The sequence below is a fragment of the Marinifilum caeruleilacunae genome (genome assembly GCF_013141825.1).
Classification (GTDB): domain Bacteria; phylum Bacteroidota; class Bacteroidia; order Bacteroidales; family Marinifilaceae; genus Marinifilum; species Marinifilum caeruleilacunae.
This window is the reverse complement of record NZ_RZNH01000055.1, coordinates 1-17,454: the sequence shown is the minus strand read 5'-3', so window position 1 is coordinate 17,454 and position 17,454 is coordinate 1. Positions and strand designations below refer to the sequence as shown.

The window sequence follows — 17,454 nt, the reverse complement described above, 5'->3', positions numbered from 1 at the left end:
TTCACATGAAAAAGGTAATTACATTCGGAACATTCGATTTATTTCACATTGGACACCTGCGTATTTTAGAACGTGCCAGGGAGTATGGCGATTACCTTATTGTTGGTGTTTCTACCGATGCATTAAACTTTTCCAAAAAGCAAAAGAATCCGATTTACAATCAGGAAGATCGAAAGAAAATTATTCATGCCTTAAAGGTTGTTGATGAAGTATTTGATGAAGAATCACTGGAATTAAAAGGTGAATACATCAAAAAACACAAGGCGGATGTTTTGGTAATGGGGAACGATTGGGAAGGTAAATTTGATGAATTCAAAGAGATTTGTGAAGTGGTTTACCTCGAAAGAACTCCATCCATTTCTACTACCGAGATAATTGAGATTATTAAGGAATAAGATTCTCGAACATACTCGCGCAAATTTTTTTTTTGCAGATTGCTGTTATATTTGTGGCTAGAACCACCAATTACTTTAGCATGACCCAAATTCTATACTACCTGTTTTTAAAGCCACTTTCGCTTTTGCCTCTGCGCGTTTTGTATTTCATTTCAGATTTTCTGTTTGTATTGAATCATTATGTGATCCGATATCGCAAAAAGCTAATCTTAAAAAACATCAGAAATTCATTTCCTGAAAAAGATGCAAAAGAGCACAAAAGAATTGCACGTGCTTTTAATCGTTTCTTTTGCGATTTTATTGTAGAGAGTATACGATGCTTTAGTATGAGTGAAAAGGAAGCTCTAAAACGTTGCAGAGCTATCAATCCAGAAGTGTTAGATGAGCTTCACAAAAAAAGGAAAAGTATTGTGTTGGCCTTTGGTCACTACAACAACTGGGAAATGGTTGCAATGGCCCTGGGCGGTTCGTTAAAGCATAAAACAAGCGCCATCTACAAGCCATTATCAAATAAATTCTTCGATAAAAAATTCAGGGAAACCAGAGGGAAATCGAGTTTACAATTGATTCCTAAACGAGAAACAAAGGCATTTTTAGAAGCCAAAAAGGACAAAGCCTTTTTGGTTGGTTTTGGAAGCGATCAATGCCCAAACCGCAAGAAGAAAAACCTGTTCTGGACAAAGTTTCTGAATCAGGACACTGCGGTAATGTTTGGCACCGAAAAGTATGCAGTAGATTACGATTATGCAGTGGTTTTTCTCTACATCGAAAGGGTAAAACGTGGATACTATGATGTAGAGTTGAAGATTATTGAGGAAAATCCGCGTGAAGCGGCATATGGAAGCATTACCAAAAAGCACACCCAAATACTTGAGGAGCAAATCAGAAACAAGCCTGAATACTGGTTATGGAGCCACAAAAGGTGGAAACTGAAAAAGCAGGAGCACGAAGTGTGCCACTAAAAAATTCCAAGTTTTTTCTTCACAAACTGGTTAAATTCTGTCGAGATCTTACATACGAACATCAAGAGAACATATACGCCGCCCACCAAAGCCGATCGGATGGCAATATCGAAAACAAACCAGTCTATTTTTGGCAATAAAGTGCCCAAATAATAGGCCAAAGCCGAAATTAACACCACCAAAAGGTAACGGTAATTAAAGGGTTGAAACTGGTATTTTTTCAACAAAAACAGGTATTTGGACAGGTTAAAAACGAAGGTTGCGCTAAGAGAAGCCACGGCAGCTCCGGTAATTCCCCAAATGGGAATCATGATGGCATTGGTAATGATCACCAATAAGCCATACATCACCATAAAAACCGTCTGCATTCTATAGTAGGGCGACGATTGTATCACCACACCACTCACCCCCGACAGCATTTGAACAACATGCCCAAGGCCGATAAAAAACACCACGTATTTCCCATCAGTAAATTGATCGGGTACAATTTCGAAAATGTTATCGATATTGATCCAAATTCCAATAAAGAGCAGACATCCCAACATGAACTGATGCAAACCACTTTGAGAATAGATCTGGTTGATGGTTTTTAAGTCGTTATTTTTCCAGGATTCGGCAATTACAGTGCTTGCTATTTTTTTGAGCGATCGGGAAGGCATGGAAACCAGTGATCCAAAATTGGTCATGGTGCCAAAAATTCCTGTAGGCCCTAAGCCGATATAACTCACAATCATGATCCTGTCAATCTGATTGGCCAACTTATCGCTTAAGCCATTCAAAACTCCAAAAAGAGAAACACTTGTCATTGATTTTCGCAATTCGGGCGTTACAAACTTTAGGTTTGAGGCAAAGGAAATTTGTCCGCGTACCCAAAGTAAAACAAAGAGGAAAACCGTTGGCGAGCAATAGGCCAAAACATACAAAAGAATGAATTGAGAAAAATCAATCACCTTCACCGAATAAAGAATCAAAAAGGTAAGGTTCAGAACTTTAAAAACAATGTCTCTGAAAAAGGTTCCCGAAACGGCATCATACATCACCCTGTTGTATCCCTCAAACAAATTGTAGAACAAGGTAAAAAACACCAGGGGAATGAGGTAAACCAGGTAATTCAAATAGAGCGGCGTTTCGTCCTGATAGACATTTACCGCTACAGGTTGCAGCACAAAATAAGCAATCAGCGATAAGCTAAAACCAAGCATTCCCACCCAAAACAGGATAAACAAATAGCCATTGTGGTTTACATTCTCGTTTCGGAAATAGGGAAATAGGCGTGCCGTAACATTGTTAAAACCGAGGGTTGAAAACTGAGCTGCTACAGTTGTAATTGCACCTAACCATGTAATTAAACCAATCTGGTCGGTCGCAAAAAAATTGGGATACAAAATCCCGGTATTGATAAAACCCAAAATAGCCCCGATATATGAAACGAAGCTTCCCTTAATGGTTTGTTGTCGAATAATTCCCAATGTGATTTTCTCTCTTGCTGATAATACAAAAGCAAATTTAACAAAAAAACATCAGTGAATGTGTGATTTTGCAATTTTGTGATGGAGTAAAATCATTACTATCAATCAATCTTATCTTTTAACACAAAACTTGCAAGTTGATACTCGAAGCTTTTCATCAAAAAATTGTATTTTCGCAAGTGACCAATTCATGATTGATACAAATCGGTTTAAAACAAGCTACTATATGGCACAAAAAGAAAAAGGCACAAAACGCAGATTGCGATCCTCATATATTACTTCAGTTATCAGTATTTCACTAGTTCTGTTCATGTTGGGACTCATGGGTTTGTTAATTTTAAATGCAAACCAGCTTTCCAATTATGTGAAGGAAAATATTGGTGTTTCCATCATTCTTAAGGACAATGCAAAAGAGGTTGAGATCAGGCGCTTGCAAAAAACCCTTGATGCAACCGAATATGTTAAAGCAACCGAATTTGTCGATCGGGAAACCGCTGCTAAAGAATTGCAGGAAGAATTGGGTGAAGATTTTATCTCCTTTTTGGGATACAATCCGCTGCAGGCAACCATCGATGTAAAACTCTATGCCGAATATGCCAACCCAGATAGTATTGCAGTTATCGAAAAAGACTTTAACAGGTATTCACAGGTACAAGAGGTTTATTATCAGAAATCATTGGTGCATTTGGTAAACGACAATGTAAAGCGCATTAGTTTCATCTTACTGGGCTTTAGTGCCATCTTATTTATTATCTCGTTTACACTGATAAACAATACCATCCGACTTTCGATTTACTCGCAACGATTCATCATTAACACCATGCAGTTGGTGGGTGCAACACGCAGCTTTATTCGAAAACCCTTTATGGGAACCGGATTTCTTCACGGATTTTTAGGCGCGCTCATTGCAAATGCCATGCTTTCCGGTGTAATTTACTGGTCGCAAAAAGAACTTCGCCAGGTTATCACTTTTGACCAGGCAGAATTGGTTGGCATCTTGTTTTTGTTAATCATTCTAATGGGATTATTCATTACCTGGATTTCGACCCTCTTTGCTGTAAATAAATATTTAAGACTCGAATCCAGATCCTTATATTAACAACTCATTATCAACTCGTTTATAAGTGTTTTTTTATTGAATATAAAACTTCAGTCATAATTTTAAGCACTTTCGGTATTTTAGGCATTAATATTTTGTAAATTTGGCATTGATTTCCCAACAAGGATAAATTTTGGAAAAATGAACAAACAAGATAACAAACCAGGTTTTGCTCTTGGCAAAGAAAATTATAAACTACTTCTAATCGGATTTGTAATTATCATTATTGGATTCCTGCTAATGATGGGTGGAGGATCTGACGATCCTAACGTATTCGATGAAAGCATTTTTAGCTTTAGAAGAATTACGCTGGCACCATTGGTAGTTCTTTTTGGTTTCGCATTCGAAATTTATGCGATTATGAAGAAACCAAAAGAAGACAAATAGCGTATTACCTATCTGACTCCGAGCTATATATCGGAAAAACATACTACTTATTTTTATGAATTGGATTGAAGCCTTAATTCTTGGAATACTCCAGGGACTTACTGAATTTTTGCCTGTTAGTAGCAGCGGACACCTTGAACTTGGGAAAGCACTTTTGGGTGTTGATGCCGAAAACAACCTGGCTTTTACTGTTATTGTTCACGGTGCAACAGTTTTAAGCACCATCATTGTTTTCAGAAAAGACATTCTGGCCCTGTTTAAGGATATTTTTCTTTTCCAGTGGAATGAATCTACCCAATACCTTTTTAAAATTGCGGTTTCGATGATTCCGATCGGGATTGTAGGTGTATTTTTTAAAGATGAAGTAGCAGCCCTTTTCGACAACAATGGAATATTGTTATTGGTAGGTTGTATGCTACTGGTTACTGCCACTTTACTTGGATTTACCTATTACGCAAAACAAAAGGACAAAGAGATATCGTTTAAAGATGCTTTGATTATTGGTTTGGCACAAACCTTTGCCATTTTACCTGGAATTTCGCGCTCGGGAGCAACCATTGCAACTGGTTTGCTATTGGGAAATAAAAAAGCCGATGTGGCAAAATTTTCATTCCTGATGGTTTTGGTTCCAATTATCGGTGAAAACATTTTAAGTTTGGCAAGTGGCGAAATGACTGCACATGGCAAAGTCGAAATTACCCCGCTAATTGTTGGATTTATTGCCGCTTTCCTTTCCGGATTACTCGCCTGTAGCTGGATGATTAAGCTGGTAAAGAAAGGAAAACTAATCTATTTTGCTATTTATTGCCTGATTATCGGAGTAATTGCTATTTTTGCAGCCTAATTGTAAAAATGGCAAATTGCTTAGCTAATGATTCGATTCGAAACCGATAATGACTTTCAACAAGGTGCTTTTATTCTGCTGAATAAACCTTATGAGTGGACCTCGTTTGATTTGGTGAACAAGATCAAGTTCAAAATCAAGCACAAGCTTCGCGTGAAAAAAATTAAGGTGGGTCATGCAGGAACTTTAGATCCTCTGGCCACTGGCTTGATGATTGTTTGTGTTGGCAAGTACACCAAAAAGATTGATACTTACCAGTCTCAGGTAAAAGAATACATTGCTACTTTGCAATTGGGAGCAAGCACTCCATCCTTCGATTTGGAAACAGAGATCGACCAGGAATATCCTACAGAACACATTACTCGGGAGCTGATTGATGAATGTTTGAAAGGTTTTATTGGAAGCATTGAGCAGCGTCCACCCGACTATTCGGCCGTAAAGGTAAACGGAAAACGTGCCTACGAGTATGCCAGGAAAGGTCAGGAAGTCGAAATTAAGAAGAAAACTTTGGTGATCGATGAAATCGAAGTTCTTGAATTTGAAGGAAATGTTCTGAAAATTAGAGTGGTTTGCAGTAAAGGAACCTATATCAGAGCTTTAGCACGCGACATTGGTCAGGCTTTAAACAGCGGTGCTCACCTAACAGCTCTGCAACGTACTCAAATCGGCGATTTCAAAATCGACGATGCAATTGAAATTGAAGATTTTATAAAATTCTTAGAAAATTTATAACTATCTTGCAACTTTTTCGTAAAAGGGAATGCTTCGCATTTTCCAATAACAAAAAATATATTTTAAAAGTCAGTCAGCCTTATGAAGTTATCTAAGTTTAAGTATAAATTACCTACAGAACTTATTGCTTTACATCCAGCCTATAACAGAGATGAGTCTCGTTTAATGGTACTTCACAAAGATACAGGTAAAATTGAGCACAAGATCTTTAAAGATTTGATCGAATATTTCGATGATGAAGATGTGATGGTGTTCAACAATACCAAAGTATTCCCTGCTCGTTTGTATGGTAACAAAGAGAAAACAGGTGCAGAAATTGAAGTATTCTTATTGCGCGAATTAAATCGCGAACAAAGACTTTGGGATGTTTTGGTTGATCCTGCTCGTAAGATCAGAATTGGTAACAAATTATATTTTGGCGAAGACGATTTGTTGGTTGCCGAGGTAATCGATAATACTACATCCAGAGGTAGAACACTTCGTTTCTTGTACGACGGACCATACGATGAATTCAAGCAAACGCTTTTCGGATTAGGAGAAACTCCACTTCCAAAATTCATTGACCGTTCGGTTGAACCAGAAGATGCAGAGCGTTACCAAACCATTTTTGCAAAACACGAAGGTGCAGTGGCAGCTCCAACTGCTGGTATGCACTTTAGCCGTGAGTTGATGAAGCGTTTGGAGATTAAAGGAATCGATTTTGCAGAGGTAACTCTACATGTTGGTTTGGGTAATTTCCGTACAGTTGATGTTGAGGATTTAACCAAGCACAAAATGGATTCTGAGCAAATCTTTATCGAAGATGAAGCCGTTGAGAAAGTAAACTTGGCGAAAAAGAAGAAGAAAAATGTTTGTGCTGTTGGTACTACAGTAATGAGAACACTTGAAAGTTCGGTATCAACCATGGGAACGCTTAAGCCTTTCGAAGGATGGACAAATAAATTTATTTTCCCTCCATACGAATTCCATGTGCCAAACAGAATGATTACCAACTTCCACTTGCCTTTATCTACACTTATGATGATGGTTTGTGCATTTGGTGGTTACGACAATGTTATGGCTGCTTACGAAGAAGCAATTAAGGAAAAATACAGATTTGGAACATACGGTGATGCAATGCTGATCTTGTAATTCCGAAAAGATATTCAAATAGAAAAGCTGGTGATTATTCAATCATCAGCTTTTTTTATGTCTTCTTAACACGTTCGTATATAATTTTTATTACATTGCCTGTTTGTTTAACAAATTTTAATTTAAAGTTATGGAAGTTGTTGTAGAAAGAAGCGACAAAAGCTTTGTTGCGATGCTATTATTATGCTTTTTCTTAGGCGGATTAGGCGTACATCGTTTTTATGCAGGTAAAATTGGTACAGGTATCTTAATGCTAATAACTCTTGGTGGTTTTGGAATCTGGACCATTATCGATTTTATCATTATTGCTGTAGGAAGCTTTAAGGATAAACAAGGTCGCTACATTAAAAACTAAGACTATATCATATCAAAAAAGAGATCTTTAAAGATCTCTTTTTTTTTATTCTTCGGTATTGATCATCCAGGTAGAAAATACATTCAGGTAATTCCAATAGGACATCAGTAAATCTTCCGAAAGTCCTAGTTCAGGAAGTAATTTCTGGTAACATTCCAACCATATTTTTCTTCCTTCGGCCGTAATTTTAAAGGGACGATGTCGACGCACCAACATGGGTTCTCCCCTATTCTGGTTGAAATATTGCGGTCCACCCAAAATCTGGATAAAGAAATCGGACGAACGTATTTTTGCCGCTTCAAACTCTTTATCATCAGTAGGAAATAAGGGAGCAATTTCACTCTTTCGCAAAAGGTTGTAATGATCATCAACCAATTTCCTGATTCCTTCTTCCCCCAATACTTGTAATATTTCACGATTGGGTCTGGTTACCTGTGGTCTTTCACCGAATTGATATTCTTTTATTTCCAGTTTCATCTTTACATTTTGATTAACTTTTAAAAGTATCAAAGATTTTTGAATTAAAGGTGGGTTCTGGCTAAAAAAAGACAAAGCAGTCTTTAATTTGTCTTGTATCGATCAAATTTATTTTTCTGCCCAAACATAATTTGTTAAATTTAATATTCCGAAAACGGACCTCTCAAACTCTTTGGTTGCCAACCGGCAACTTTTATTTTCTCACTTTAAACCTTGGCTTTTGGCCACAATAATTTTATCATGAAAAAGATATTCTATCTGATTCTAATTCTTTTATTCACAAACGAATACAGCATTGCCCAGGAATGTACCATTTACATTCCAAACACAGTTGGAACCGAGTTGCACTACGAAATGACCAATCAGAAAGGAAAAGTTTTAGGTGCTTACACGCAAAAGTTATTATCGATAAAGAACAAAGGCGACGAAACCATATATTCTTTGCTACAGACCACAATGGATGGAAAATCAGATGATAAGATCCTGATGCAGGATACCATTACTTTCCGCTGCAAAGGCAACGAATTTTATATCGATATGGATCAGTACATGAACGATAAACAGATGGAAGCTTTTCAGAATATGGAAGTAAAAGTTGTAACCGATGACCTGAACTATCCTGCCAATTTAAGTCCGGGACAAAAATTAAAAGATGGCTCCATTACAGTTTCCATAGAAGGTGGCATGATGAACATGAGTTTCACCACAAACATTTCCAACCGCAAGGTAGAAGCCAGGGAAAACATGGATACGCCGGCCGGTTCATTCAAATGTTATAAACTTTCGGAGGATATCCAGAGTAAAACAGGATTTGTGAACGTGACCATGCACAATGTAATGTGGATTTCGAAAGACATTGGCACCATCAGAAGTGAATCCTACAATAAGAAAGGAAAATTGACAGGAATCACACAACTGGTGAAGATTGTAAAATAGGGATAAATCAAGCTTCAAGTTACAAGATGTACGCTTGTAACTTGAAGTTTTGCATATTTTAGTTCATGATATTTCTTGGTTTGCCCTGCAACCATAGCTTAATGTTTTCCATCACGATATCGATTCGCTTATCGAAAGATTCGTTGGTAGCATAAGCAATATGTGGCAACATAATCAGGTTTGGAGCGGTAAACAAAATATGATCCTTATCCAAAGGTGGTTCTTTTTCGTAAACATCTACTGCAGCACCTGCAATTTCTGCCTCATCCAAAGCCCAGCATAAAGCTTCGCTATCGACAACCGGACCGCGAGCTGTATTGATTAAAATGGCTTCAGCTTTCATTAGCTTGAATTCCTCTTTTCCCATTAAGCCTTTTGTTTCATCAGTTAAAGGCACATGAAGCGATACAATATCCGATTCCTTCAATAAAATCTCCTTATCGACGAATGTAACGCCTTCTACGCTCTTTTCGCTTCGACTGTAGGCAAGAACCTTACAATTGAAAACTTTTGCGATTTCAGCCACTCTAAGGCCAATATCTCCAGCTCCAATAATCCCAAGGGTTTTGCCATTTAGTTCTGTTCCTAAAAATCCGCCACGATCGCCGCCAAAACGAGTCATGGCATCGCCACCCACAATTTTACGGTATACCGATAAAATCATTCCAATGGCCAATTCGGCAACCGATTCGGTTGAAAAACCTGCTGCATTCGAAACCAGAATATTTCTTTCGTCACAAGCTTTCATATCGATATGATCAACTCCCGTGAAGGCAACTGATATCATAGAAAGGTTCGGACAAGCATCAATAAAATTTTTCGTAATCGGGATGTTGCTCACCACAATGGCATCGGCTCCTTCTGCTCTTTTGATGAGCTCTTGCTCGTCTTCGTTTCGATCTCCAAAGAAGACCAGTTCGTGTCCCAGTTCTTCGAATTCTTTTTTCAGCTGACCGTATTTACAGGCGGTCATTCCTATTGGTTCAAGTATTGTGAATTTCATATTTAAACAGATATCAATTATCAGTAAACGGTTACAATTTTACTTTGTAAGACTCTTTCCAGACTTTCCAAACTCTCGACTGCTAAAGTAAAGATTTCATTATTCAGAATCAATGATATTTGGAAGCATATCGCGCCTAAGCTGTGCAAAAACTCCATTTAGCAGGTAATATCCGGCATTGACCGATTTAAATTTCATGCTTCGGTTTTTTTTCTGAATTTGTATCAGTAAATCAACCCACTATCATATGATTGACCACAGCAAAACATACAATGATTTTCTGAACCAGATTACCCATAAATGGATGAACTGTTCGGAAGATTTTCCGAAAAACAAAAAGAAATTTTCAAGTATCGAAAAATTTATCTGGGAAATGAAATGTGAGCGCTTCCTGAATTTTGCCCGATCATATAGCGAAGGTGAAATCAACGAAAATGGGATACTGCTTAACAAATGCAAATCCTTTTTCAGAGATGAATTGTCGTATACAAAAGATCAATTACAATTGATTTTTTCGGATGATATGATTGAGGCCACCAAAGATTTTATCAGGAAAGCCCTGCAATTCGATTCAGAACTGGGCAGCGAAGAGCTTTTCCAGGCTTTGCGAAACCAGTGGATTGTATTTGGTTTGCAATCCTTGTTTGGTTATCCTGTGCAAACTACATCATCTACTTTAGCTTACAGTTTGCTCTATCCGTATACCGATAATTTTATCGATTCCCGGAGGATATCACAACTTGAAAAAATTGAGTTTTCCAATCGTTTCGAGTCTCGATTGGCGGGTGAAGAGGTGATTGCAATCAGCGAAAGCGAACAAAAAATTTACGATTTGGTGGCTATGATTGAGCAGGAATATGATCGAAACCGATATCCGAAGGTATACGAAAGCCTTTTAGACATACACCATGCCCAAACCAAAAGTATTGCTTTAACCAGCGCAAAACAGGTGCTAAATGAGCTGGAATGTTTCGAAATTGCGGTTACAAAAGGAGCCACTTCGGTAATTGCCGATGGCTATTTAATTGCCGGAAGTTTAAACATGGATCAATTGCAGTTTTTGTATGAGTATGGTGCTTACCTTCAGGTTTTAGACGATTTGCAGGATGCCAGGGATGATTTATACGAAGGTGTTTTTACCTGTTTTTCGAGAAACCTGCATTCACAATACCTGGATCGAATGCTATGCAAAACTTATCATCTTGGAAAAGAGGTGCAGGCCACCATCGAAAAAATTTACCCGAACGAAATTGCATTTCAGGGCTTGATTAAAAGAAGTTTTGGCCTGCTGTTTGGCTCCTGTGTGGTTTCCAATCCAAAAGATTTTAGCCCGGAATTTAAAGCCTTATGCGAACAGCATTCGCCCTTTAAATTTTCCTTTGCAGAGAAACACAAATCGGAATTAAAAGGGTTTTCGACTCTTTTTGAGAGGAAATTGGAGGAGTTTAAACAGGAAGCAATAATAGAAATGTAAAAACGCCCTTAGCTGATAATTCAACCAAGAGCGCTTCAATATTTTGTAAGCTTAAGAGCTTTTTTTGCTATAAATTACCCGTGCAAGCCACATTCGCGGTTTCCAAGTACTTTTGTAGGGTCAAAATATTTGGTTTCGATTCCCAAATTGTGTTCTTCAAGATACTTGTCCATTTGCTCATCGCTCCAGTCGTAAAACGGACTAACTTTTAACATTCCGTCGGCTGCAAGCGAAAGGATATCGATAGAATCGCGGAAAGCAGTTTGACCTTTTCTAAGGTTTGTGAACCAAACATCTGGTTTGTGCTCATCCATTGCTCTGCGGAATGGCTCCAGTTTCACCTGCTCGGTAAATTCTTTGTGTTTTGGATCCTCAATATCAGGAATACCCATTACCACATCGCGATGCGCTGCTGTTTGCTTTGGAACGTACAATTTCACGTTCAAATCCAATTGCTTGATGGTTGCTTCAGCATGACGATAGGTGTTAGAGGTATTGTAACCCGAATCGCACCAAATTACAGGAATGTCCTTTTTCACATCTGCACAAGCATGTAGAATCACTGCTTCGTATGGTCTGAAGTTGGTTGTAACCACAGATTTTTTACCATAGCCAATTGCCCATTCAATAATCTCCTTTGGAGTTTTTCCTCTCAACTCCTCATTAAGTGCTTTAATATCCATTTTTATGCTTATTTAATCGTTTATTTTTCTGATTTGTACCGACGAAATTATAAAAAAATATGCTTCATCGGCCTTTTTAATCGAAAGAATCAATCAGGAAATGAAATGTGCGATTGACAAAAGACAAACTCTAAATCAAATGGATGATTCAGGTATCAGCTAAGATTTCTTCTTGCTTTTTCACCTCCTTTATGGGAATGGAGAAAGAGAAAACAGATCCTATACCAGGTTTACTTTCCAAATGAATTTCGCCTTGCAGCATATGCACAAAGGCTCTTGCAATGGATAATCCCAATCCCGCACCTTCGTGTTGCCTGGTGGTTGAAACATCGGCTTGCATAAAGCGTTCGAAAATTTTCTCTTGTTTCGATTCAGGAATGCCAATCCCTGTATCTTTTACGAAAAACTCAAGCTTTTCGCCATTCATAATACAAGCCAGGTCTATGGATCCTTCCACCGTGTATTTTATGGCATTTTTCACCAGGTTTGAAAGTATGGCATACAATTTCTCTTTGTCGGTATCAATAATGATTGGCGCTGCCACATCCTGATTTAACAATTTAATTTGCAAGCCCTTACTTCTGGCCTCAGGCAAAAAGAAAGAGTGTATGTGTTCCAGCAAGTCGTTCACATTTGTCCTTTCAATTTTCAGCTCTACCAATCCGGCTTCAATTTTCGAAATATCAACAATATCGTTGATAATATTGAGCATCCTGTTGCCACTTTCCTCTATAATTTCAATGTATTCATTTTGCTTATCGCCCGATAAATCAGGCTCTTTTAACAGGCCAGCAAAACCGAGAATACCATTCATTGGCGTCCTGATTTCGTGACTCATATTGGCCAAAAAAGCCGATTTAAGCCGATCGCTCTCCTCTGCCCTTTCCTTGGCTTTTACAATTTCCAGCTCGGCCAGTTTTCGGTATGTAATATTACTGGCAAAACAGGAAGCTCCAACAACCTTGCCTTTCTTTACGATCGGATTAAACTTGAATTGCAGATAGGTCAATTCTTCGCCAATCATGATTTCATCTTCGATTCTGAACTGTTCGTTCCTGAGAACTCTTTCATAACGCATCTCCCAGGTTTTTCGAATCGACTCGGGAAGAAAATCAACAATACAAAGTCCTTCTTCCAGGTAAACACCAAATACCTTATAGAACCTTTCTTTAAACACCTGGTTTAGGTATAATATTTCATTTTTGGTGTTTATGGCCCAGATTCCATCCTGTGTACCTTCTATAATGGCCGAAATATTCGCATTAATGGCCTCGGTGTGGTTTTTTTCACGTATCAGTTCAATGGAGCGTTCTTCTACTTTCTTTTCCAGATTTTTATTCAGATTTTCGATTAAGATCTTTTCTTCATCCAACTTCTGGTTCAAAAAGAAATTTTTCCTGCTTTGCAACTCCATATAGTAGGCAGCAAACATTCCGATTAAATTGGCACTCACAAAAAAGAAATTATTGCTAATGATAACTGCACTGGATGTATCAATTAAAAAATTGGCAATTAGATTGTATATCAGCAAAATGAGCCATCCTGCCCCTGTAGCCCAGAAAAAACGGATTTTCACAAACAAATAGCCCGAAAAGAAAATAAGAATCAAGCCGGCATAGTATTCGTTAAATTCGGGTTCGAACTGGGTCATGGTAATGATTCCCAATCCGCCAACCACATAGGCAAGGGAAAGCAGGAACTGCCAGATTTTACTAAAAACTTTCAGAAAACTCAATAAAAAAATCAGGGAGATAAATGGAATCACCATGAAAAACCGAAGTTTAATGAAAGTTTCGGCATATTCGGGGAACATCAGAAAATCTAAAAAGCCAAAAACTCCATACAATATCATAACCAATACCAATGCAACACGAACCTGCACAATGGAATTTTGAAAATAAGTTTTTCTAAAATCAGATTCAATTTCGTTAGGAAAAGACAGAGTTATTGGATGATAACTCATTTTCTCGGTGATCATATTCTTAAGATCTATCCTACTCACGGGGCTAAATTTGAGAATTGTTTTTATGCTTCTTCAAATACTAGCTTTAAGTTAACAAAAAAATCAGACTTATGAACTCCTATTTAGAATTGAATTTTAAAATATGAAGGTGAAACTTTATGAACCTGAAGATGTTCGCACTCATTAAACTTCATAAAAGCATGTAGTTCTTTGTTAAATGACTGCGTAAATTTTTCTGAATTTCGAAGCTTTGGTTCCAAAGCAAGATGATTGATGTGCAATATCGATTTCTTTCTCTCGGCTTTACAATCTACCCTTGCCAACATTTCTCCATTCCAAAGTATTGGTAAGGAAAAATAACCATATTGTCTTTTTGCTTCGGGAACATAGCATTCTATCTGGTAATCAAAATCAAATAGGTTTTTGAGTCGCTTTCGCTGAATCACCAAATTATCGAAAGGAGAAAGAATTTTGCACTTAGAACGCGATAATGGTCGATTCAGAAGTTCAAGAGAATCCGCTAAAGCATAATAGTTTTGGTCGCCTACACTTAGGCTGATCAGTTCTTTATTTTCCTGCATTTCTTGCAGGTATTTGTCTAGCCTGCTTTTGGTATTCTTTAGTAAATAGGCCATTTCGGCCGCCTGCCCAATTCCGTGAGCCTGCAAAAATCGAATAATCAGGTGTCGAATGTATTCTTCTTCGCTGGGCATGCTTGTATCAACAGAATCGTCAATCACCCTTTCAGTAAGATCGTAAACCTTATGGAAGTTTTGTCGGCTGGAAATCATCAAATCGCCTTGCATAAAAAGGTTCTCCAAGGCTCTTTTGGCCGGTTTACTCGACCAATCCATTCTCTTCTTATCGGTGTTTTCGAAATCTTTTGCCATTAATGGTCCTTCGATACGAATTCTCTCCATAACGGATTTCATCAACTTTTCATCGCGTTCGTACCAATGGTTTTGTTTGCCACTTGCTATGGCATGCTTACGAACCAAACTGTAGCGAAAATCGCGCATTGGCAAATAGGCTGCGGCATGCGACCAATATTCAAACACTTTTTTATCGGCTACCAATCGATCAATATGATCTACCTGGTATCGAGGATTTCGCGACCATAAAGTATGATGATGCGCCCTTTGAACAACCGAAATGGTATCGATTTGGATGTATCCAAGATGTTGGATGGCCGATAAGGTGTTCTGTAAAGCACCCATATTTTGATTTACAGGTGGCAATTTCTGCGATAACAAAACCAGTTTTCTGGCTTCTTGTTTGGAAAGTGACTCTTTGATTCCCGACATTTTTTGATTCCTTAATTTCTGATGAAATGTACTAATATTTTATCGGTTTATCGAAGATCTAAATGCTAAGCATTTGCCAAAATTAATAGTTCAGTCATAAAAAAAATAAACATTCACATGATCATTTTTATAAAAATGTAATCTCATAATAAAATTTGTGTAAAACACTCTGATTAATTATTTTAGATATAACACCTAAATGTAAAATATGAAGCTAATTATCTCTCTGGTTCAGGAATCAATCCATCAAATCAAAAAAATAAGCCCCGTTCTGGGTCTAAGCTATTTATTGTTATTGGCATTGCTTGCATCTGTTGCCGCAATCAGTGAATACTTTCATATTCCGGTCTCGAAATTCACACGCGACCCAACACAAATACTAAATGGGCATCCATTCACGGGTATCTTATCAAATATTGGTATTTTATTTTGGTGTTCAACTGCTGCCATTTGTTTTTTTAGCGCTGCAATTCAATGGAAAAGCAAGAGAAGCGAGTCCCTAAAATTCTTGCTTTTCTCTGGTATGATCTCATTACTCTTGCTTTTAGATGATTTGTTTTTACTTCATGAAATTATCTTCCCCAAATACCTTTTCCTGACTGAAACAACAGTTTACCTGGTTTATATTTTCATAATTTTTATTTACCTGGTAAAATTTAAACATGATATTTTGAAGGCAGATTATGTGCTATTGTATTTTGCCTTAGGATTCTTCAGTCTTTCCATTTTTTCAGATGTATTCCTGATGGAAGAGAACTATATTTTCCTGTTGGAAGATGGTTTCAAACTATTCGGGATCGTAAGCTGGTTTTTGTTCTTTGTAAGAACCTGTTTTGGCAAAACACAGGAAGCTTTGGACAGCAATTCTTAATCGCTAATTTTAGTTTTCTGAGCTTCGCTCTTAATAAATGGGTTGATAAAGTCTTTGTCAGAAATAACCATGGCTGCATTCATAACGGCTACTAATGCTCCAAGCAATAAACCGATAATCACAGGTATGGGTTGATTTACTTTCCAATAAATCCAAAGACCAATAAGGCTGATTATCCAAATGCAGAACTGCATACTTAATGCAGCATAAAAGTGAGTAGACATTTCTTTGCTTTTGTCTTTTTTCTGATTCCAAATAATCACTGTTGGAAAAATAAGAGGGATGATTCCACTTAAATGTAGAAATGCAAACCATTTTTTATGATCCAAAACCGGTGATTCTTCCTTATGATCCTCATCACTCTCAACGAACAAACTAAATTCCACTTCAAGCGCTTTGGCAATCATCTGTAGTGTGTAGGCACGAGGATCTACTTCTCCATTCTCGATGCGTTGAATTGTTCTGGCACTTACTTCTGTTTTTTCGGCCAAATCTTCCTGAGTCATGCCTTTTTTAAGCCTTAATTCTTTGATCAATTTTCCTGTTTCCATTTTCATTTTGTTTTTTTTCAAATGTCAGACCGATTAAGGTAACTTTCCAACTACAAGAACACGACATTCACACGACATTTAGTATTCTTCCATTTTTTTACAGACAATCACAAGGTAATAACTCGCTGATTATGTGGCAACTTACAACTTACTTTTAGTTGCAATCAAAATAAGTCTGCAATTCTCTTAAAAATAGCAAATGCCCCTGATATAAGCAATCAACTTACATAGGGGCATTCTCGTTATTATGAACTTATTAGAGGGAACTTATAATCTTATCTAATTCTGATTGAATAACGGCTGCTACGCCAAAAATGCGGGCGTTGCCCAAAGTGGAGAATGTAAACTCTACATTGATGATGGATACTTCCACTTTCTGATCGTTGATTTCCTGTAATAAAATATTGAATGGCAGCAGAAGTCCGACCTTTTCTTCAATCCTGGTGAGTTCGTAAGAAAAATAGGGATCGACTCCGATCACCCTATACTTGTTGTTCTTATTGGCCCTTCTTTCCAGTTTTTTCTCAATGTTTCTTTCATACACAATATGATATCCACTCAACTTAAGAAGCTTTTTTAATCGCTCTTCTACAATATCGATTGATTTTTCAAGTATTCTTGCATCATATAAAGTCATAAATCGCCTCCATTTACTTACATAAATTCATCCGCTCTGTTCATAATTTGAACAAATCAATGGATTATATCAAGCGATATCGACAAACGATTAATGAGAATCGACAAACGATAGGTGAATATCGATTTAATGAAATGTAAGATTGATACTTTCAGCACCAGATATTGGCAAAATGGAAAGG

At 37.5% G+C, this 17,454-nt stretch carries 19 protein-coding genes; 11 read left to right on the top strand and 8 right to left on the bottom strand.

What is annotated here, in order from left to right; genetic code table 11:
• Positions 1 to 5 precede the first annotated feature (5 nt).
• Positions 6 to 395 (top strand): FAD synthase family protein, encoded by a 390-nt coding sequence (locus tag ELS83_RS20610; RefSeq protein ID WP_171597440.1) that lies wholly within the window; start codon positions 6 to 8, stop codon positions 393 to 395.
• 80 nt (positions 396 to 475) lie between these two features.
• Positions 476 to 1,357, top strand: a complete 882-nt coding sequence (locus ELS83_RS20605) for a lysophospholipid acyltransferase family protein (RefSeq protein ID WP_171597439.1) — start codon at positions 476 to 478, stop codon at positions 1,355 to 1,357.
• Here the strand turns inward: ELS83_RS20605 and ELS83_RS20600 are convergent.
• Positions 1,354 to 2,826, bottom strand: coding sequence for a lipopolysaccharide biosynthesis protein (locus tag ELS83_RS20600; RefSeq protein WP_171597438.1), 1,473 nt, complete (start codon positions 2,824 to 2,826; stop codon positions 1,354 to 1,356). The genes ELS83_RS20605 and ELS83_RS20600 overlap by 4 nt on opposite strands.
• Positions 2,827 to 3,052: 226 nt before the next feature.
• On the opposite strand from ELS83_RS20600, the gene ELS83_RS20595 reads away from it, so the two are divergent.
• From ELS83_RS20595 to ELS83_RS20570, 6 genes are all read left to right on the top strand, one after another.
• Positions 3,053 to 3,925 carry a cell division protein FtsX gene (locus ELS83_RS20595; protein WP_171597437.1) on the top strand — a complete coding sequence of 291 codons (873 nt, stop codon included), beginning with the start codon at positions 3,053 to 3,055 and terminating at the stop codon, positions 3,923 to 3,925.
• Between the two features lie 141 nt (positions 3,926 to 4,066).
• Positions 4,067 to 4,312 carry a DUF3098 domain-containing protein gene (locus tag ELS83_RS20590; protein WP_110362598.1) on the top strand — a complete coding sequence of 82 codons (246 nt, stop codon included), beginning with the start codon at positions 4,067 to 4,069 and terminating at the stop codon, positions 4,310 to 4,312.
• A gap of 55 nt (positions 4,313 to 4,367) precedes the next feature.
• On the top strand, positions 4,368 to 5,156 hold the full coding sequence (locus ELS83_RS20585; RefSeq protein ID WP_171597436.1) for an undecaprenyl-diphosphate phosphatase: 789 nt from the start codon (positions 4,368 to 4,370) through the stop codon (positions 5,154 to 5,156).
• Positions 5,157 to 5,183: 27 nt separating this feature from the next.
• The gene (gene truB, locus ELS83_RS20580; RefSeq protein ID WP_171597435.1) at positions 5,184 to 5,888 is read left to right on the top strand and encodes a tRNA pseudouridine(55) synthase TruB; all 705 of its coding nucleotides are present in this window, start codon (positions 5,184 to 5,186) and stop codon (positions 5,886 to 5,888) included.
• 81 nt (positions 5,889 to 5,969) lie between these two features.
• A complete protein-coding gene (queA, locus tag ELS83_RS20575; protein WP_171597434.1) occupies positions 5,970 to 7,019 on the top strand; it encodes a tRNA preQ1(34) S-adenosylmethionine ribosyltransferase-isomerase QueA in 1,050 nt (349 codons plus the stop codon).
• A 130-nt stretch (positions 7,020 to 7,149) separates the two neighbouring features.
• Positions 7,150 to 7,374 carry a TM2 domain-containing protein gene (locus ELS83_RS20570; RefSeq protein WP_171597433.1) on the top strand — a complete coding sequence of 75 codons (225 nt, stop codon included), beginning with the start codon at positions 7,150 to 7,152 and terminating at the stop codon, positions 7,372 to 7,374.
• Between the two features lie 45 nt (positions 7,375 to 7,419).
• On the opposite strand, the gene ELS83_RS20565 is transcribed toward ELS83_RS20570, so the two are convergent.
• Positions 7,420 to 7,851: a globin domain-containing protein gene (locus tag ELS83_RS20565; RefSeq protein WP_171597432.1), complete on the bottom strand. Its 432-nt coding sequence runs from the start codon at positions 7,849 to 7,851 to the stop codon at positions 7,420 to 7,422.
• Positions 7,852 to 8,091: 240 nt separating this feature from the next.
• On the opposite strand from ELS83_RS20565, the gene ELS83_RS20560 reads away from it, so the two are divergent.
• Entirely contained in the window at positions 8,092 to 8,787 is a 696-nt protein-coding gene (locus ELS83_RS20560) for a TapB family protein (protein ID WP_171597431.1), read from the top strand.
• A 58-nt stretch (positions 8,788 to 8,845) separates the two neighbouring features.
• Here the strand turns inward: ELS83_RS20560 and ELS83_RS20555 are convergent, their stop codons facing one another.
• Complete coding sequence (locus ELS83_RS20555; RefSeq protein WP_171597430.1) at positions 8,846 to 9,790, bottom strand: NAD(P)-dependent oxidoreductase; 945 nt, start codon at positions 9,788 to 9,790, stop codon at positions 8,846 to 8,848.
• 247 nt (positions 9,791 to 10,037) lie between these two features.
• On the opposite strand from ELS83_RS20555, the gene ELS83_RS20550 reads away from it, so the two are divergent.
• The gene (locus ELS83_RS20550) at positions 10,038 to 11,264 is read left to right on the top strand and encodes a hypothetical protein (protein ID WP_171597429.1); all 1,227 of its coding nucleotides are present in this window, start codon (positions 10,038 to 10,040) and stop codon (positions 11,262 to 11,264) included.
• Positions 11,265 to 11,338: 74 nt separating this feature from the next.
• Here ELS83_RS20550 and ELS83_RS20545 read toward each other — a convergent pair whose 3' ends face one another.
• The 3 genes from ELS83_RS20545 to ELS83_RS20535 all read right to left on the bottom strand — a co-directional run bounded on the left by ELS83_RS20545 (position 11,339) and on the right by ELS83_RS20535 (position 15,214).
• Positions 11,339 to 11,947, bottom strand: a complete 609-nt coding sequence (locus ELS83_RS20545) for a phosphoadenosine phosphosulfate reductase domain-containing protein (RefSeq protein ID WP_171597428.1) — start codon at positions 11,945 to 11,947, stop codon at positions 11,339 to 11,341.
• Between the two features lie 148 nt (positions 11,948 to 12,095).
• Positions 12,096 to 13,949, bottom strand: coding sequence for an ATP-binding protein (locus ELS83_RS22610; protein ID WP_171597427.1), 1,854 nt, complete (start codon positions 13,947 to 13,949; stop codon positions 12,096 to 12,098).
• An 83-nt stretch (positions 13,950 to 14,032) separates the two neighbouring features.
• Positions 14,033 to 15,214 (bottom strand): winged helix-turn-helix domain-containing protein, encoded by a 1,182-nt coding sequence (locus ELS83_RS20535; RefSeq protein ID WP_171597426.1) that lies wholly within the window; start codon positions 15,212 to 15,214, stop codon positions 14,033 to 14,035.
• A 208-nt stretch (positions 15,215 to 15,422) separates the two neighbouring features.
• Here ELS83_RS20535 and ELS83_RS20530 point away from each other — a divergent pair, with 208 nt between their 5' ends.
• On the top strand, positions 15,423 to 16,085 hold the full coding sequence (locus ELS83_RS20530; RefSeq protein ID WP_216616729.1) for a hypothetical protein: 663 nt from the start codon (positions 15,423 to 15,425) through the stop codon (positions 16,083 to 16,085).
• Here the strand turns inward: ELS83_RS20530 and ELS83_RS20525 are convergent.
• Entirely contained in the window at positions 16,082 to 16,642 is a 561-nt protein-coding gene (locus tag ELS83_RS20525; protein WP_171597425.1) for a helix-turn-helix domain-containing protein, read from the bottom strand. The genes ELS83_RS20530 and ELS83_RS20525 overlap by 4 nt on opposite strands.
• A gap of 250 nt (positions 16,643 to 16,892) precedes the next feature.
• The gene (locus ELS83_RS20520; protein ID WP_171597424.1) at positions 16,893 to 17,273 is read right to left on the bottom strand and encodes a DUF302 domain-containing protein; all 381 of its coding nucleotides are present in this window, start codon (positions 17,271 to 17,273) and stop codon (positions 16,893 to 16,895) included.
• Positions 17,274 to 17,454: the final 181 nt, after the last annotated feature.

Bases quoted from the DNA above. Each gene is read 5' to 3' on its own strand.
- ELS83_RS20610 (WP_171597440.1), top strand. From the start codon at position 6: ATGAAAAAGGTAATTACATTCGGAACATTCGATTTATTTCACATTGGA.
- ELS83_RS20605 (WP_171597439.1), top strand. From the start codon at position 476: ATGACCCAAATTCTATACTACCTGTTTTTAAAGCCACTTTCGCTTTTG.
- ELS83_RS20595 (WP_171597437.1), top strand. From the start codon at position 3,053: ATGGCACAAAAAGAAAAAGGCACAAAACGCAGATTGCGATCCTCATAT.
- ELS83_RS20590 (WP_110362598.1), top strand. From the start codon at position 4,067: ATGAACAAACAAGATAACAAACCAGGTTTTGCTCTTGGCAAAGAAAAT.
- ELS83_RS20585 (WP_171597436.1), top strand. From the start codon at position 4,368: ATGAATTGGATTGAAGCCTTAATTCTTGGAATACTCCAGGGACTTACT.
- truB (WP_171597435.1), top strand. From the start codon at position 5,184: ATGATTCGATTCGAAACCGATAATGACTTTCAACAAGGTGCTTTTATT.
- queA (WP_171597434.1), top strand. From the start codon at position 5,970: ATGAAGTTATCTAAGTTTAAGTATAAATTACCTACAGAACTTATTGCT.
- ELS83_RS20570 (WP_171597433.1), top strand. From the start codon at position 7,150: ATGGAAGTTGTTGTAGAAAGAAGCGACAAAAGCTTTGTTGCGATGCTA.
- ELS83_RS20565 (WP_171597432.1), bottom strand. From the start codon at position 7,851: ATGAAACTGGAAATAAAAGAATATCAATTCGGTGAAAGACCACAGGTA.
- ELS83_RS20560 (WP_171597431.1), top strand. From the start codon at position 8,092: ATGAAAAAGATATTCTATCTGATTCTAATTCTTTTATTCACAAACGAA.
- ELS83_RS20555 (WP_171597430.1), bottom strand. From the start codon at position 9,790: ATGAAATTCACAATACTTGAACCAATAGGAATGACCGCCTGTAAATAC.
- ELS83_RS20550 (WP_171597429.1), top strand. From the start codon at position 10,038: ATGATTGACCACAGCAAAACATACAATGATTTTCTGAACCAGATTACC.
- ELS83_RS20545 (WP_171597428.1), bottom strand. From the start codon at position 11,947: ATGGATATTAAAGCACTTAATGAGGAGTTGAGAGGAAAAACTCCAAAG.
- ELS83_RS20535 (WP_171597426.1), bottom strand. From the start codon at position 15,214: ATGTCGGGAATCAAAGAGTCACTTTCCAAACAAGAAGCCAGAAAACTG.
- ELS83_RS20530 (WP_216616729.1), top strand. From the start codon at position 15,423: ATGAAGCTAATTATCTCTCTGGTTCAGGAATCAATCCATCAAATCAAA.
- ELS83_RS20525 (WP_171597425.1), bottom strand. From the start codon at position 16,642: ATGAAAATGGAAACAGGAAAATTGATCAAAGAATTAAGGCTTAAAAAA.
- ELS83_RS20520 (WP_171597424.1), bottom strand. From the start codon at position 17,273: ATGACTTTATATGATGCAAGAATACTTGAAAAATCAATCGATATTGTA.